This is a genomic window from Streptomyces sp. NPDC002817 (genome assembly GCF_053592055.1).
Map to the genome: position 1 here is coordinate 212,614 of NZ_JBSFUY010000011.1, position 16,267 is coordinate 228,880.

General features: G+C 68.0%; 13 protein-coding genes and 2 pseudogenes. 6 read left to right on the forward strand and 9 right to left on the reverse strand.

All coding sequences use genetic code 11. The features are described from left to right. Position 1 precedes the first annotated feature (1 nt). On the reverse strand, positions 2-1,069 hold the full coding sequence (locus tag ACWD3I_RS22740) for an alpha/beta hydrolase (RefSeq protein WP_365409993.1): 1,068 nt from the start codon (positions 1,067-1,069) through the stop codon (positions 2-4). Positions 1,070-1,129: 60 nt separating this feature from the next. Then, the gene (locus ACWD3I_RS22745) at positions 1,130-2,497 is read right to left on the reverse strand and encodes an MFS transporter (RefSeq protein WP_365409996.1); all 1,368 of its coding nucleotides are present in this window, start codon (positions 2,495-2,497) and stop codon (positions 1,130-1,132) included. A 191-nt stretch (positions 2,498-2,688) separates the two neighbouring features. Between ACWD3I_RS22745 and ACWD3I_RS22750 the strand changes: the two genes are divergently transcribed. Beyond that, complete coding sequence (locus tag ACWD3I_RS22750; RefSeq protein WP_365409999.1) at positions 2,689-4,209, forward strand: carboxylesterase/lipase family protein; 1,521 nt, start codon at positions 2,689-2,691, stop codon at positions 4,207-4,209. 369 nt (positions 4,210-4,578) lie between these two features. Here the strand turns inward: ACWD3I_RS22750 and ACWD3I_RS22755 are convergent. The 6 genes and pseudogenes from ACWD3I_RS22755 to ACWD3I_RS22780 form a co-directional block, all read right to left on the reverse strand. Then, positions 4,579-5,052: pseudogene (locus tag ACWD3I_RS22755) on the reverse strand (transposase family protein); the annotation flags it as partial. A 122-nt stretch (positions 5,053-5,174) separates the two neighbouring features. Continuing rightward, positions 5,175-5,699 (reverse strand): MarR family winged helix-turn-helix transcriptional regulator, encoded by a 525-nt coding sequence (locus tag ACWD3I_RS22760; RefSeq protein ID WP_365410002.1) that lies wholly within the window; start codon positions 5,697-5,699, stop codon positions 5,175-5,177. A 1,734-nt stretch (positions 5,700-7,433) separates the two neighbouring features. Beyond that, the gene (locus ACWD3I_RS22765; protein WP_365411262.1) at positions 7,434-7,931 is read right to left on the reverse strand and encodes a DoxX family protein; all 498 of its coding nucleotides are present in this window, start codon (positions 7,929-7,931) and stop codon (positions 7,434-7,436) included. A gap of 47 nt (positions 7,932-7,978) precedes the next feature. Beyond that, positions 7,979-9,865, reverse strand: a complete 1,887-nt coding sequence (locus ACWD3I_RS22770; protein WP_365411265.1) for an amidohydrolase — start codon at positions 9,863-9,865, stop codon at positions 7,979-7,981. Positions 9,866-9,979: 114 nt separating this feature from the next. Beyond that, on the reverse strand, positions 9,980-10,612 hold the full coding sequence (locus ACWD3I_RS22775; protein ID WP_365411268.1) for a YoaK family protein: 633 nt from the start codon (positions 10,610-10,612) through the stop codon (positions 9,980-9,982). A 194-nt stretch (positions 10,613-10,806) separates the two neighbouring features. Beyond that, positions 10,807-11,469 (reverse strand): hydrolase, encoded by a 663-nt coding sequence (locus ACWD3I_RS22780; protein ID WP_365411271.1) that lies wholly within the window; start codon positions 11,467-11,469, stop codon positions 10,807-10,809. 964 nt (positions 11,470-12,433) lie between these two features. On the opposite strand from ACWD3I_RS22780, the gene ACWD3I_RS22785 reads away from it, so the two are divergent. The 5 genes and pseudogenes from ACWD3I_RS22785 to ACWD3I_RS22805 all read left to right on the forward strand — a co-directional run bounded on the left by ACWD3I_RS22785 (position 12,434) and on the right by ACWD3I_RS22805 (position 15,750). Then, a complete protein-coding gene (locus ACWD3I_RS22785) occupies positions 12,434-12,925 on the forward strand; it encodes a MarR family winged helix-turn-helix transcriptional regulator (RefSeq protein WP_365411274.1) in 492 nt (163 codons plus the stop codon). A 216-nt stretch (positions 12,926-13,141) separates the two neighbouring features. Continuing rightward, positions 13,142-13,489, forward strand: coding sequence for a hypothetical protein (locus tag ACWD3I_RS22790; protein WP_451084149.1), 348 nt, complete (start codon positions 13,142-13,144; stop codon positions 13,487-13,489). Between the two features lie 1,039 nt (positions 13,490-14,528). Continuing rightward, a complete protein-coding gene (locus ACWD3I_RS22795) occupies positions 14,529-14,837 on the forward strand; it encodes a transposase (RefSeq protein ID WP_365411280.1) in 309 nt (102 codons plus the stop codon). Continuing rightward, positions 14,834-15,484, forward strand: a pseudogene (locus tag ACWD3I_RS22800) (IS3 family transposase); the annotation flags it as partial. The gene ACWD3I_RS22795 and the pseudogene ACWD3I_RS22800, both read left to right, overlap by 4 nt. Positions 15,485-15,525: 41 nt before the next feature. After that, entirely contained in the window at positions 15,526-15,750 is a 225-nt protein-coding gene (locus ACWD3I_RS22805; RefSeq protein WP_365411322.1) for an IS3 family transposase, read from the forward strand. Here ACWD3I_RS22805 and ACWD3I_RS22810 read toward each other — a convergent pair. Beyond that, a complete protein-coding gene (locus ACWD3I_RS22810) occupies positions 15,729-16,067 on the reverse strand; it encodes a transposase (protein ID WP_365411283.1) in 339 nt (112 codons plus the stop codon). The two genes, ACWD3I_RS22805 and ACWD3I_RS22810, sit on opposite strands and share 22 nt — an antisense overlap. Between the last annotated feature and the right edge of the window lie 200 nt (positions 16,068-16,267).

Genomic DNA, 16,267 nt, shown 5'->3' on the forward strand with positions numbered 1-16,267 from the left:
TTCAGTGGGACTTGGCCGCGGTGCTCTGCTCCAGAAACGTGATGACGGTCTGCCAGGTCGGTGTGACGGGACGCGGTGGCGTGGTCCGTCCGCCCTTGGCGGTCTGCTCGTAGGCGCCCTCCCGGGTGGCGTCGTCGCTGAGCATCGCGAAGTCCGTGCCGTGTCCGGCCGCGGGGAAGGAGAGCAGACGTGCGTCGTCGCCCGAGGCCGCGAGCTTGTCGTACAGGATGCTGCTCTGGTGGTACGGGACGATGGAGTCCCGCTTTCCGTGAAGGATGAGGAACGGCGGAGTGTGCCGCTTGCCTATGTAGCTGAGCGGGTTCGCGGCGGCGACTGTACCGGGGCAGGCGGTGATGGTACAGCCGAGCAACCGGGATTCCGGGGACCGGGCGTCGGAATGGCAGTCCGTCAGGCCGAACGCCGAGTTGAACTCACGGCAGTTGTCCGGCATGTGCGCGTCCATCTGCAGGAAGTCGGTCGGCGGGTAGAAGGGGACGGCCGCCTGGACGGAGCTGGACGGGCCCTGCGGTCCGACATCGCCTTCCAGCGCCGGGATGTCTCCGGTGACGGCGGCCATCGCCGTGGTCCAGCCACCGGACGAGTCGCCCATGATCACGAACCTGGTCGGGTCGAGGTGATAGGTCCCCGCGTTCGCGCGCAGCCAGCGGATGGCGCCCTTGATGTCGTACAACTGGGCCGGGAACTGCGCCTGTCCGCTGGAGCGGATCGCCACCCCCGCGACGGCGTATCCGTGCGGGTTGAGCTGAGCGGCGACCTTGTCGGCACCCTGCCGTCCGCTGTCGGCGAGCCAGCCCGAACCGCTGGTGAAGATCACCAGCGGGAGCGGTCGGTCGGAGCGGGGGATGTAGAGGTCCAGCAGATGGCCCTGGGTGCCGGGCGGTTGGGCCGGGGCGTAGGCGAGGTCCTTGGTGACCTCCACGTCAGTGGCGGCCGCCCGTGCGGGGGAAGGGGCGGCCGCCCCGGCGGTGGTGATCAGAGCCAGGGCCGCGGTTGCCACCGCCAGGGCGCGGGGGAGACGTCCCAGGGGGGACCGGGTACGCAGGAACATGCTGACTCCATTTCGTGTGGGGGTTGGAGTGAGTGCGTGCCTGAGAGGGGGAACGGTGCGTCAGCTGTCCGCGGCGTCGGCCGTGGCCGCCGCGAGGGGTGCAGGGGTGGGGCTGTTGCTCCGGGTGATCCGCTGGGCGAGCGGCACCAGGGAGATGGCGACGGCGCCCACGAGTCCGGCCAGGGCGAAGGTGGTGAACCCCCAGCTCTGGTTGCCGCTGGTGGCCAGGTGGCCGATCAGCCAGGGGCCGACGACCGCACCGGTGCGGCCGACTCCGGTGACCCAGCCGAGCCCCGCCGCCCGCTCGCTGTCGCGGTAGACGGTGTCGGTGGCCGCGTAGACCATGACCTGGGCGCTGAACAGCCACACCCCGGTGATGGCGACCACGACGTAGGTGACGCCGAGCGGCAGGTGGGACTTGAGCAGCAGGGCTCCGGCGGCGGTCAGGACGAACCAGATCGCAGACACGCGCACCGCGCCGAACTTGTCGGCGGTGCGGCCGGCGATGAGCAGGCCGACGATGCCGCCCGCGTTGATGACCATGAGGAAGCTGACGGAGGAGTTCAGGCCGTAGCCTTCGGCGCGCATCATCTGCGGCAGCCAGGTGCTCACGCCGTACACCAGCAGCAGTCCGCTGAAAGACGCGAGCCACAGCAGCGGGGTCGCCCAGCGCGACCGCGGGTGGAACAGTGCGCGCACGGCGGCGAGGCGACCGGCCGCACCGGAGGCAGGAGCCTCGACCGGGGTGGGGCGGACGAGACCGTACCGATCCGCGACCGCATCCGCCTTCTCACGCTCGCCGCGCGCCAGCAGGACACCGGGCGACTCGGGCAGCAGCTTGAGCAGCAGCGGTACGGCGATCACGGCGGGGAGCACACCCGCCCAGAACACCCAGCGCCAGCCGGCCGCCGGAGCCAGGCTCAGGCCGAGGCCGGTGGCCGCCATGCCTCCGAAGTGGTACGACGTCATGAGCAGGCCGGTGGTGAGGGCGACCTTGCGAGGCGGCGCGAACTCCATCACCATCGCCAGGCACAGCGGCATGAGCCCGCCGAGGCCGAGACCGGCGACGAACCGGCCCGCTCCGAACAGCCCGATGCCCGGGGCCACGGCGCAGATCGCCGAGCCGGCGGAGAACAGCGACACGCTCGCCACCAGCATCATCCGCCGGCCCAGCCAGTCGGTGAGGTTTCCGGCGGTGAGCGCGCCGATGAGCATGCCGAACGTGGTCCAGCTGCCGATGGTGCCGGCGGTGGCGGGGGTCAGCCCGAGCGAGGGGTCGTCGAGCATGTGCGGCATGACGGCGCCGTAGATGTTGACGTCCATGCCGTCGAAGAACACGGCCAGCCAGCACAGGGCCAGGACCGGGAAGACCGTGCGGAACGTGTGCCGTGGGGGGCAGGACGCGGTCGGCGCGGGGGAGGAGTTCATCTTCGTCCTTGGAGATGTGGGGCGCTCTGAAACAGGAGAGCTGTTCGCCTGGTGAAACATGCTTCACTATGGGCTGGCCATGAGTCTCGGGTCGGACGGGGTGAGTGTCAATGGTGCTGCGCCACGCTTCCGGTGCATTCCCGCTCATGGATGTTTGATAGTTCAATAATGTCGATGCAGGATGGGCCGGTATGAGCGAGAACCAGTTCTGTGAGGTCGCGACCGCTGCGGGCGCGGTCCGTGGCCGTCGTGAGGGTGACCTGGACGTCTTCCGCGGCATCCCGTACGCGCTGCCGCCGATGGGCGAGGCGCGCTTCGCCGAGCCGCGACCGGTGGGCGGATGGGACGGTGTGCGAGAGGCGTTCGCGTTCGGGCCGCCGCCTCCCCAGGAAACGATGGGCCCCGAGGCGGCTCCGCCCGGTGGCGTGCCGGCCGGTGACGACTGGCTGACGGTCAATGTGTGGACGCCGGAAGCGGATCCGGGCGCACGACGGCCGGTCATGGTGTGGATCTATGGCGGCGCGTACAAGTTCGGCTCCGCCGACGACCCGGCCTACGACGGCAGCCGTCTCTCCCGTGACGGTCAGGTGGTCGTGGTGACCCTCAACTACCGAGTCGGCATCGAGGGGTTCGCCCTGATCGAGGGTGCTCCCGCGAACCGCGGGCTGCTCGACCAGGTGGCGGCACTGGAGTGGGTGCGCGAGAACATCGCCGCCTTCGGTGGTGACCCCGACCAGGTCACCGTTTTCGGCGAGTCGGCCGGTGCGGGGTCCATCGCCGCGCTGATGGTCATGCCGCGAGCCCGGGGTCTGTTCCGGCGGGCGATCGCCCAGAGCGTCCCAGGCACGTTCTTCTCCGGCGCGCTGGCCGCGGACATTGCCGAGGAGCTGGCCGGCGGGCTGGGGCTGCGGCCGACGGTCGAGGACCTGTCCGGTGTGGACCCGCGCAAACTGCCCGAGGCGGGAGCCGCACTCGGTTCCCGGATGAGGGGCTACGTGGAGCGCTGGGGAGCGGTCGCTCTCACCCCGACCCCGTTCTCGCCCGTGGTCGACGGCGAAGTCCTGCCTGCCGCACCGTGGCAGGCTCTCGCCGGTGGAGCCGCACAGGACGTGGAGCTGATCGTCGGTCACAACCGGGACGAATTCCGCCTCTTCCTCATGCTCGGTGGTCTCATCGGCCAGGTGGACGAGGGATTGGCGTCGCTGGCGCTGGGCCTGTTCGGGCCGGTGCCGGAGAGCGAGCGGGCCTATCGTGCCGCGTTCCCGGACGCCTCGGCGGAGTACCTGTTCGAACTGGTGCAGTCCGACTGGCTGTTCCGGATGCCGTCGCTGCACCTGGCGGAGGCTCAGGTGGCGGGCGGAGGCCGGGCGCACGTGTACGAGCTGACGTTCCCGGCCCCCGCCGGCGGCGGGGCTCTCGGAGCCTGTCACGGTCTGGACGTGCCGCTGACCTTCGGCGTCTACGGAGGCCTCGGTGCCATGCTCACCGGGCCCGTTCCGTCGCCGGAGACCGAGGCCCTCTCCGCCCGGTTCCGGTCCGCCTGGACGGCCTTCGCCGCCACGGGAGACCCGGGCTGGCCCGCGTACGACCCCGAGCAGCGTCTCGTCCGAGTCCTCGACACCGAACCGGCGGTCGCCGCGTACCCGGAGGAGGCCGCCCGTCGACTCTGGGAGGGACACACCTTCGCTCCGCTGCCCCTGTTGGGCGCGTAACGCATCGGCCCGTCGGATACCCCCGTCAGACACGGACCGGCTCCGTCGGCGGGGGTGCACGGATGTTCCACTGCGGGTCGATACGGGGGTTGACCATGTGTCAGCCGACAGCGGGGGACCACGGGTTGCCTGGGCGTGTGCCGGAGGAGGGCTTGTCGGACTCGGCCGGGTCGTCGGGCGCGTGGGTCCTGGAGTCGGCCGACGGTGGCGCATGCGTCGTGGGTGCCGTTGGCATTGCTGTGAGGTGGACATTCACCATGTGTGCCGAGTCCAGGTCGGTTGCGCGGGCGAGGAGTTCACGGATGGTGTGCGCGGCAGGGCGGCCGTGGCACACGTTCGGGAGGGTGTGGTGGTCTCAGTGAACCTCTTTCATCCTGAATGGTCGCAGGTCATGAGTGTGTGGATGGCTCGGACGATGGTGCCGATACGCCGGGTTGAACATTGGGCTCGCCGTAACAGCCGCCAGGACTTCAGCTGTGCGAAGGCGCGTTCTCCCGGAGCTCGCAGCCGGGCATGGTCACGGTTGAACTGCTGGTAGTGCTTGGGCTGTTCGTTGTGGTGGTAGTAGGGGGTGCGGAAGGTGGCGCCGGCACCCTGGTAGGCCCGGTCGGCCAGGACCAGGATCTGCCGGGTGAGGCAGGCTTGGACGATGCCGTGCGCGTGGGCCGCGGTCAGGTCGTGCGTGCGGCCCGGTGTCGCGCGGGAGAACCACAGCGGGGTGCCGTCCGGGCGTGCGACGACCTGGACATTCATGCCGTGCTGCTTGTGCTTCTGCGAGTAGTACGGCTGGTCCGCGGCGATACGGTCGGTAGGGATGAGCGTGCCGTCGACGATGACGAAGTCCCAACGAAGCCCCCCGGCCGTCGGCGTGTTGAGTGAGATCACCACACCAACGACGAGGGGCTTCGCCACATCACCACATCTGACCAGCCCATTTCACCCCCACGGCACAGGATGAAAGAGGCTCACTGGGGTGCGGCAAAGGGAAGCAACGAAATGCCCGCGTGTCCCGACTCTGCACTGTCCGCCTTCGTGCTGTTGGCCGACCGGCCGATCAGTGCCTCACTGATCTCGCGCAGCTGCTCCACCTGGGCAGGGGTGAGACGCTCGATGAGGCGAGAGCGCACACATGCGAGTTGGAGGGGAGTTGCCGCGCGCAGGGCATCTTTTCCTGCGTCGGTCAGCCTGGCGAGGACGATACGAAGGTCGACAGGATCCGGTGCACGCTCCACCCAGCCGTGCTCCTGTGCGCGGTCCACCAGGTGGGATAGTCGGCTTGTTGATATCCCCATCCGCCGAGCCAGCTTGGTCAAGCCCAGTTGCCCCTCAGGAGCTTCCGACAGCCAAGAAAGCATCTCGTAGTGGATCTGCCACATGCCGCTCTCGCGTCGAAATTCCTGCCCGACCCGCTCGCTGAGCCAGCGCGCCGCACTGTTGAAAGAACGCAGAGACTGCTGCGCGTCAAATATGGTCGGTTCGATTCTCTCCACAGGGGCTCCCTGAATTTGGTGACGCTGCGACGCTCGGCGCCAACGGCCCGCAATAGCGACCCATTCGCTCAGCAAAGCCAACCAGTCGAAGCTTTCCTTGCTGTCCCGGCAACGGATGCGTCATTTGTGCAGCAGGTGCGCTGATCGTGCAGGATCCTTGCGCATGCAACGCGTGCACTCGATGGCCAGGCGCAGGCGCATCCTGACCGACATGCAGAGTCGGAGCCCCACTGCGGACGCCCGGCTGCGCGTCCCGGCCCTTGCGGGTGACCTTCGGTTCCGGTACAGCAAGCCAGCTTCGCGATGGCGTTGGGGCGCCTGGCCCACTGAGGCGAGGGACCAGCCAGACGAGTGGGGCCAAAGCGAACTCTGCCCGGTAGGAGGTGTTTCCTCCTGCGCCGGTAGACAGAGCTGCTCTGGCCCGAGCCCCCGCACGCCGGACTGTCGCAGAGTCCGCGTCGGCCGCGCCGAGTTCTGTCATGCCGCGACCCCACTCGATAAACCCAACATGTAATTGAATATTGAACCATGAGGAGGGTGGGTACAGCCAGAGTTTGCGTCTGTTAGGACTGCGGGGACCCGGAGGTCGCAGGGTATGCGCGGCGTCCATGTTCATCGGCAGCACCGTTGGATCACCTCCCCTTGGCTGCGCGTCCCTCGTCGTCATCGTCTGCGCGTACGTCACCGGGCCGACCGTCCGCCTGGCGCCGCGACGGAACTCGCTGCCATGAAGGGCCGGTCGCGCTGTGATCGCCTGGCACATTCGCGCGAACTCATACTTGCCGGTGGGCTGTTTCATGGAGTCCTCGCCGCCCTGCCCTGGGGGTGCATCGAGGCGACCCGAAGCACGCCGCACCGGCCGCATCCTGTCGGCAGCTGACGGGCTGCGCCGTGCAACAGGGGCGAACGGGTCGGCCCGCCCCCAGTCCGAGTGTCAGCGTCCGGGCGCAGCACACCAGTGCGGCGCGGACGGCGATGACCAAGACGAGCGGCTGACCTTCCGGTACGGACGGCTGCCTATCGGCCTGCAACGCCTGCTGGAGCAAGTCGCCTTGGCGCTCGGCGGCCGGGCCGGCGAACGCCTTGCCGCCCACCTGGCGGCCCCGGTCAGCAGGTCAACGCCGTTACGGCTGATCCACCGCCTTTACGTCCCGCCGATTCCGGACGGAGGTCCTGGGGGTGGATGAGTTCGCGTTCCGCCGCGGCCGGAGATTCGGCGCCATCCTGCTGGACATGGCTTTCCGCCGGCCCCGTAGATGTGCTGCCCGATCACACCGCGAACACCTTCGCCGCCTGGCTCCAAGATCATCGGCACGTGAAGATGGTCTGCCGGGACCGAGGTGGCGCATTCGCCGACGGCGCCAACCGCGCGATGTCCGGGATCCCACGAATGGCGGACCGCTGGCATCTGCTCCACAACCTCGCCACCGCCGTAGAGAAGACCTCAGACGCCACCGCACCTGCCTCAAGCAACCCGAATCTGAGCCGGACAGTACCGCCGCGCCACCCGAGGAAACGCGCGCTCAGCAGCAGGTCCGTGCCCGCTGGAACGAGAATGGCATGAGGATCTCCGCGATCAGCGACCGCACCGGGCTGGACCGCAAGACCGTACGCCGTTACGCCGTGCGGATGCTGCAGGCGCTGATCGAGGCCGAGCTCAGCGGCCGGATCGGTGTGCGGCCACAACCACCCTGGCCGGATGGTATTTACGCTTCTCGGGCCGGCCATGTCGCGTTACTGCCGCTGGTCGGCGGGTTGTGCGAGGAGTGCTCGGGTGAGGAGTCCGCTGGCGATCCCGAGGGCGGTGGCGGCGAGGGCCCACCACCAGGCCCAGGGGGTGAGGCCCATGGCGTGGTCGACGGACCAGCGGCCCGGTCCGGTCAGGGTGAGGGCTGCGGGGGTGACCACGAGGACGAGGGGGTATTCGTAGCCGTCGTTCTGGACCCACAGGCCGTTGTGCCACTTGACGGTGATCGCGACGGTCATCACGCCGATGGCGGTGACAGCCGCTAGCGGGGTAAGCGCCCCGGCGGCCAGCAGCAGGCCGCCGACGATCTGGCCGCCGCCGGCGGCCAGTGCGGTCAGGCGCCCACCGCGGAAACCGTCGTGACGGAACTCCTCGATGCTGCCTGCAATCCCGCCGCCGTTGAGGCGGAAGCTGACTTTCTGGACTCCGTGCCCTGCGATCAGCAGGCCGATGGCCAGTCGAAGGATGAGCAGTCCGGCATCCACGGCGAGCCTCCTGACTTCTAACGATATGAACGGGTGGGTGGGGTGGGTCAGAGGACGAAGCAGGCGTCGAAGATCTCCGGGCTGGCTTCGGGGGTGAAGCCTCGCTGCACACGCCACTGACGGTGCTGCTCGGATTCTGCGACGGCCTGACCGAGGAGTTCGGCCTGACGGGCGCCGGAGATGCTGGGCTTGACGGTGGCCTGGTAGCCGCCGAAGTGCGCCACCGGGCTCCACAATGGGCTGATCGTCGGGATCGGCTCGTCCAAGCCCTCGTACTCGCCCGTGGCGTACACGATCCGTCCGCCGACCACGGTCAGCAGCGACTCGATGTGCGGAATGTCCTGCTCGGGGACGGAGAAGAAGTCGTCGGACAGGATCGCCAGGTCGCCGAAGAAGCCTGGCGCCAGGATGCCCTTGACGTTCTCCTCGCCGGTCAGCCGTGCTCCGTTTTGGGTGTACATCGCCAGCGCGGTCTCCCGGCTGACCCGGTTCTGCGGCGGGTAGAGCGTCAGGTCGCCGACGGTGCGGCCGGCCACCAGCCAGTGCAGCGCCACCCACGGGTTGTAGGAGGACACCCGGGTGGCGTCCGTGCCGGCGCCGACCGTCAGGCCCCGGTCGAGCATGGCGCGGATCGGAGGGGCTTCTGCGGCGGCGCCTGCGCCGTAGCGGCGTACGAACGCCTCACCCTGGAAGGACATCCGGTTCTGTACCGACATCGCGCCGCCCAGTGCCGCAATCCGGTCCAGGCTCTCGCGCGAGACGGTCTCGGCGTGGTCGAACAGCCACCGTGTGTCGGCCGGGAACAGGCCTTCGGCGGCCAGCTTCTCGAAGACCGACAGATTGCGGCGGATGGTCTCGTCGTAGGTGGCGTGCAGGCGGAAGCCCCAGCCGTTCTCCATCAGCAGCCGTACGGCCTTTTCGAACTCGGCCTCGTACTCGCCCAGCTGCGGGCGGGGTTCGGAGAAGTTCTCGAAGTCCGCGGCCGACCAGATCAGGTTCTCGCCCGCGCCATTGAGCCGCAGCCACTCGTCGCCGTCGCCGGGGCGCACCATCTCGATCCATCGCTGCAGGTCGGCGATCTCCTGTCCAGCGGTCTGCGGGAACAGGTGATAGGCGATGCGCAGCGAGAGTTGGCCGGCCTTGGCCAGGTCGATGACGGTGCCGTAGTTGTCGGGAAAGTTCTGGAAGCCGCCGGCCGCGTCGATGGCGGAGGTGAGGCCGAACCGGTTGAGTTCGCGCAGGTAGTGGCGGGTGGAGGTCTTGAGGTCCTCACCCTGCAGAGTCGGAGCTTTGGCGAGGGTGGAGTACAGGATCAGGGCGCTGGGGGCGGCCAGCAGCATGCCGGTGGGTTCGCCGTCGTGACCGCGGACTATCTGCCCGCCGCGGGGGTCGGGGGTGTCCTTGGTGAAGCCCGCCGCCTGCAGGGCGGCCCGGTTCATGATGGCCGACTGGTACAGGTGCAGGACGAAGACAGGGGTGTCGGGGGCGGCGGCGTTCAGTTCCGCGACGGTGGGCAGACGCCGCTCGGCGAACTGGTCCGCCGACCAGCCGCCGACCACGCGGACCCACTGGCCCTTGGGCGTGCGGGCGGCCTGCTCGCGCAGCATCGCCAGGCCCTGACGCAGGGTGGGCACACCGTCCCAGCGCAGCTCCAGCACGTAGTTCAGGCCGCCGCGGATGACGTGCAGATGGGAGTCGTTCAGGCCCGGCACCACGCGCCGGCCCAACGCGTCCACGACCCGGGTATGCGCGCCGACCAGGGGTACCATCTCGGCATCGTCACCGACGACGGTGACCCTGCCGTCCTTGATCGCCACCGCGCTCGCCTGCGGTCGACCCGGATCACCGGTGTAGACCTTGGCGTTACGCACTACCACGTCGGCCGCACTGGCGACGGCCTCGGGTGTCAGACCAGCAACAGGCATTGTAGGCATCCAGCCCACCTCCATCGTTGTATGTCGAGTTCTGCTGCTCATGGGCAGCAATCGGGTCCGGCCGGGCAGGATCGGGCGGTTGGCGTCCGGTGAGCCGGTCGGCTTACGGCTTGTTCAGGCCGCGTCCGGCTCCGCGGCGGGAGCGGGCCGCACGGCAAGTGCGGTGGCGGCGACGGCAGTCGTGCTGGCGAGGAGAGGCCATCCGAGGCCGTGGTGCAGGACGAGCCAGGCGCCGGCCAGCGCGCCGGCCAGCATGGCCAGGACAGCGGTGATCCGGCGGCCGACGCGCGGGTTGGTGCCCCCCGCGAGCGAGGAGTCGAAGGCCAGGCCGGTGATGGTCAAGGTCAGCACCGTGGTAGTCATGTCCGGCACCGCGAGCTTGCGCACTGTGCCGTTGCGCATGCCCATGGCCAGCGCGATGAGCGCGATCAGCTCGTACAGCCTGCCTGCGGGAGCAGTGAAGGCGATCACGGTGGCTATGGCCAGCAGCAGCGCCTCCAGGACGAGGACGGTGCGGACCCAGTGGTGGCGCGGTCGTTGACGCATCGCGAGTTCGAGGCGGCCGGCGCCTACGGCTCCGGCCATGAACGCCCCCAGTGACACCAGGGACCCGGCCACGGAGAAGCCAGGGGCTCCGACCGCGGCGAAGCCCAGGATGACGACGTTGCCGGTCATGTTCGCGGTGAAGACGTGTCCGAGGCCTAGATAACTGATGGCATCGATCAGGCCGCTTACAACAGTCAGCACGGTCAGCACAACCGGCAGAACATCACTGCGGCCGTGCCGGTTCCGGGAGCTGTGGCTTGTTGGTTCGCCACTGTTCACGGTGACTCCTTGGAATGGTTGCCCGGTTCGATCGGTGGGCGGGGCGGCGGTTCCTCCTGCTTGGGTGGAGGCCTGGCAGCCGCCCCGCTGTACCCGTTGGGGCAGTGAGACAGGGGTCAGCCGGCAGCGTGGGCGCCGATGACCGACTGGGCGTAGACGACGCCGAGGCCGTAGGCGCCGCCGTGCTCCTTGACGATCTCCATGACCGCGCCGTAGGTCTCGCCGCGGGCCCAGTCACGCTGCAGCTCGAGCAGGACCTGGATCCAGGTGACCGGGACAGCACCGGCCTGGATCATGCGCTGGATGGCGTGCTCGTGGGCCAGCGGGCTGACACCGCCGGAGGCGTCGGTCACGACGTAGACCTCGTAGCCCTGGCCGAGCGCGGACAGCGCCGGGAGAACCAGGCACACCTCGGTCCACAGACCCGACAGGATGATCTTCGTGCGGCCCGTGGCCTTGATGGCCTCTACGAGCGCGCTGTCCTCCCACGCGTTCATGGTGGTGCGGTCGATGATCTCCTGGCCGGGGAAGACCTCGGCGAGCTGCGGCAGCAGCGGGCCGGAGAACGACTCGGCGGCGACCGTGGTCAGCACGGTGGGGACGTTGAAGGCCTTGGCGGCCTTGGCCAGACCCACGGTGGCGTTGATGATCGCGCCGCGGTCGCCGCTTCCGGTGCCGAAGAACATCTGCGGCTGGTGGTCCACGAACAGCATCACCGAGTTGTCCGGCGTCAGCAGGTCCGGGCTCGGAGCGGCGGTGACCTCAGAAATATTGACCATGATGGCTTCCTCTCTGTGTTCATGTGCATGTGGGGGTTCGGTGGCACGGTGCTCGGCCGGGGGATGCCCGAACGCGTTCCGGGCCTTGTCGAACAGACCCCACAGTCGATTGGTGGCCGCTGACATGACGACCTCCCTTGACGCTGCCGGGCGGTTGGTTCCGACCCGGCCTGTGCACATCATCAATACCTCTTGCGAGCGAGATATTTCCACACAAGAGATTTAATTTTTGACGATCATGGATCGAGGTGAGAGGTACCTGCCGACATGGATTCCGACGCCGAACACGGATGCCACGAGGAGGCCCGACCGCCCCCAGGGGTGCTTGGCGCCGCACGGGGTGCCCGGACATTGACCCCATTGACCCCGAACGCTCTCCGCCGCAGGGCCGCGCCTGGTGCGGCCCTACACCCAAGGGCCCGAATTGCCCAGCCGTTCGCGGACCTCGATCTCAGATGCTTGGTCGCGGTGGAGCAGGGAGTACACGTGGACGATGCCGCTGACCTGTCCGGTCACCCAGGCATCAAAGTAATCGCAGCCCTTGAACCGCACGCCGAGCGTGATCGACGTCCGAGGCCCGCGACTGGGAGGCGGCACCGACCACCTGCGACAAAGACCACAGGAAGGCCTTCGTCGGGATACCCAACGCGACCGGCACTCCCAACTCGCTGCAGAAGAACCCAATCCGCACTTCTCTCGTGCCCTGGATGATCCGAAAGGGAAGTGTGCATCGTGCCCAGCCCCAACGTGTCGGCGCCCCATGCGAGACGAGGCATCGAGGCCGGTCTCAGCGTGATGGCGCAGCCGACGGCTGGTGCACGGCCGCTCCCGCGAGTGGCTGTCGCGACCGGAAGTGCCCATACGCAACGACGACCACGTTTTGGTTTCGCTAGCTAAATACTCTCGCGTGAGACATTGGGTACGCTGAACCCGGCAAGGCACAGTCAGCGGAGAGCGAGCGAGGATGTCCAGCAACGTCCAGCACGATCCGGAGGCCGCACGCGCGGCGGTGGACGACGACGAGATAGTGACGTGGTGGGGGTTGGTCATCGAGGGCTACCTTGTGACCAATGGCAAGCTCATGAATGAAATCGCCGAACGTTTCGCTCTTACGCCCGCGTCCTTCGACATCCTCCTGCGCCTAGTCCGCACCCAAGGGTGCCGGAAGCCGATGACCCAGCTGGCCCGGGAGGTAGCGCTGTCCAGTGGGGGGTTCACCAAAGTCGCCGATCGGCTCGTAGCGGCCGGGCTGATCAAACGTGAGCCGTGCGAGACCGATCGGAGGGTGACCTATGTCACCCTGACCGCCAAGGGGCGCAGGCTTGCCGAACGTGCCCGCGCAGCCTGTGCCGACATCCTGAGGGAACGCGTTCTGGCGCCCCTGGGGGAGAAGCGAGCCAAAGAACTCGCCAATGCGATGCGCGTGCTGAGAGAGGCCAACAGCACGGAGTCATGAACGGGGCTTCTCCCGAACCCCGGCCCTGTCCGGGTGATCTTTGAGTATCAGCTCGCGGCGTCAGATGCGGTGCATCGCAAAGGCGGAAAGTCGTGGGCTCGAATACGCGTCGCCACACCTCACGCCGCGTACCGGTACCCGGTGACCACGCGCCCGGGGCCACGTGTGCTTTCAGAGGGCGTGGCCCGCTGGTGGTGGAAGACCTTCGCTGGACTGTTGGCGATCCAAGTCGCGCAGTCGATGACCCTGATCGTCGCGATCCGCGTGTTCCTGCCCCCCGAGAACACCGGCCTCTTCGGCTCGGCACGCGACAGCCTCGTGAACGTGCTCGTCGTGCTGGCCTTGGTGTACATCCTGTTCAAGATCCGTTCTGGACCCTCGGCTCCGTACGGATCGGCCACGGACGATCGTTCGTCGGCCGCGTCGTACGGGCTGCGGTTGTGTACAGGACGTTCGGGCTTCTATGCGGTCTACCAGGGACAGCACGGACCAGCGCCGGCGCGGGCACTCGTACGGGACGGACCGGCACCAGCCCAAATCACGGTTCTGTCAGCGATCTCGTGAATGCCCAGGCCGAGCCGCCGCTCCGGCGGGGATTCCCTGGTCATCAGGGCTGCGTGCTGATCGCCCGGTGAGGCAGACGGCGGAGTGCCCCGCAACGCCGGCGGGGCGCTCCGCAGTGCCTACCGCCGGTCAGGCGCAGCCAAAACCGCGAGCAGGGCTGCGGCAGCCGTGATCCATTCGGGGCTCAGCCCGGCGCACACCGTCACAATCACCGTGACGGTCACGATGATCACGCCCCTGTGCCACTCGCTCGCGCTATGTGCCCAGCCCCCGTCGGGGCATGCCCACACTGAGGTACGGTCATCCGCATCACCTTCCGGGTTCGCCTGGGGTTGTGCCTTCAGCGCGTTGTTGGTTGGGAAGCCGATCGCACTGAGGGCCTTGTTCTTTGCCCGTTCGCACCCACCATGCGCTAGCGATCATGACTATCCGTACGCGCGCATCGATCGGCGCACAGCCTCACAAGGAGGCGCATGGCCAATACGGTCCGGGGATGACGACCCGGTCTTGCTCCTTCACCAACGGCGCATCCGGATCCAGCGGTTCACCCTCGGCGTACCCCGCATGTTCACCGTGGCTCCGGACGACTCCCGTGTCGTGGTCCTTCGCTCCAACTCCCGTACAGACTAGGTGAATACGCTGCGGTCTCTCGATGTGGCCGAAGGCAGAGACCACGTGGCGGCCGATATCTGGCGCATGTCCACAGGCCGCAGGCCCGTACCCCGCTGCTTCTGGGACCAAAGTGTCAACGGAAGCCTTGATCGCTCCGGTCGGCTGAGGACGGACTGCCAGTTCCACGACTCAAAGTGAGTTTCCTCTGCCGGCTCCCCATCCCGTCGCGACGTCACACAGCGGGCAATCCGGCGACGCGCGGACAACACTGGCTGCATCTTCTGGTCCGTGTCCAGGCTCCGGAACTGGCTCAGCCAACTGTTCCTGGTCGTGGCCAACCCGGATCGCGCGATCGGATTGAGGTTCCCCCGAGATGCGGAGTGTGTTGACAGAGGGTCAGATGGTTCTCATGAGAGGAACATCGACCATGGCCGCCCCCAGAAAGTACTCGCTGGAGTTGCGTGAGCGTGCGGTGCGGATGTACCGGACCTCCGACCCGAAGCCGCAGATCAAGAAGCTGGCCGTCGATCTCGGTGTGCATCCCGAGGCCCTGCGCGGCTGGATCCGGCAGGCCGAGGCCGATGGCGGCGAGCGCGACGACCGTCTCACCACCGACGAGCGGGCCGAGCTCGTAGCCCTGCGCAAGGAGAACGCCCAGCTCAAGCGGGCCAACGACGTGCTGCGGACGGCCTCGGCTTTTTTCGCGGCGCAGCTCGACCCGACCCGGCCCAGGTGACGGCGCTCGTTGACGAGCATCCCCGTCTGGGAGTCGAGTGCGTCCTGCGGGAACTGCACATCCCCTCCTCCACCTACTACCGCTGGCGCCGCGCGGAGAAGGAACCGTGCCAACGGCGGCGCCGCGACGTCGAACTGACCGAGCGGATCAAGGAGATCCACGCGGAGTCCGGCGGCAATTACGGCTCGCCGCGCGTGCACGCCGTCCTCAGACGCGAGGGCACGCGCGTGGGCCGCAAGCGGGTCGAGCGGCTGATGCGCGAGGCCGACATCGCAGGGATCAGCCCGCGGCGGAAGGGCTTCACGCGCCGCGATCCCACGGCCACGCTCGCCCCGGACCTGATCAACCGGGACTTCACCGCACCGGCGCCGAACCGGTTGTGGGTCACCGACCTGACGATGATCTCCACCGGCGAGGGACCGTTGTGGCTCTCTGCGATCCGGGACGCCTTCTCCCGCCGGGTGGTCGCGTGGGAGACCTCTGCCCGCGCGGACGCCGACCTGGTCCTGACCACCCTGGAGTACGCGCTCGCGTCCCGTGAGGTCGAGCCCGGCAAGCTCATCCATCACGCCGACCACGGCTGTCAGTACACATCCATCAAGCTCACAACCCGGCTGCTACGAGCGGGAGTTGAAGCATCCATGGGGTCCGTCGGGGACTCGTACGACAACGCCCTCGCGGAGAACCTCTGGATGCTCATCAAACCGAGGGCCTCCGTGGCCGCACCTTCACCACGAGGGCCGAGGCGAACCTCGCGCTCTTCGAATATATCGACGGCTTCTATAACTCCCGCCGCATCCAGGAACGGCTCGGCTTCCTCAGCCCGATCGAGTTCGAGGAGAAGTACTACGCCGAGCAGGCGACGGCCGAACCAACGAATCTGAACACCCGTCAACCTCTGCTGACCAGCTGATCAGCACCTCCCGCATGACGGGGGAACCTCAGATGTAGTTCCCTGGCTGGAACTTTTCCCTGGCGTGCCGAACACTGCCCGATCAGCCCGCCGCCGACGCTCCAGCAGCACGAGGAAGAACACCCCTCCGGGATGTTCAGATCGAGGTCGCCGGCCTTCGTGGTCAGCAGTCGGACACCATGTCCGTTGCGACAGATCGTGCGCCGGTCGGAGTGCCCGCCCGGGGCGGCACCGATGGCCTCGGCCACCTCCGCCCCGATGAGCTCCTGCAGGATGTGCTCACACAGCACCCCACTTGCGTGCGCCGGTGCAGACACGCGGGCGGGGCAGCGGTGAGCACGGGCGCCCGGTGCCCGCTCAGGCGTGAACCCGGGGATGGGGTCCGACGCGCGGTTCGCGGTGGAGTACCCGCATGTACGCCAGGTAAAGGGCGGGCGGGCGTCCGTCTGCCGACGGAGCGAGGATCTGTGGGATCCGTGACGGCCGTCGGCCGCACCCCCTTGTGCGGCCGACGGAC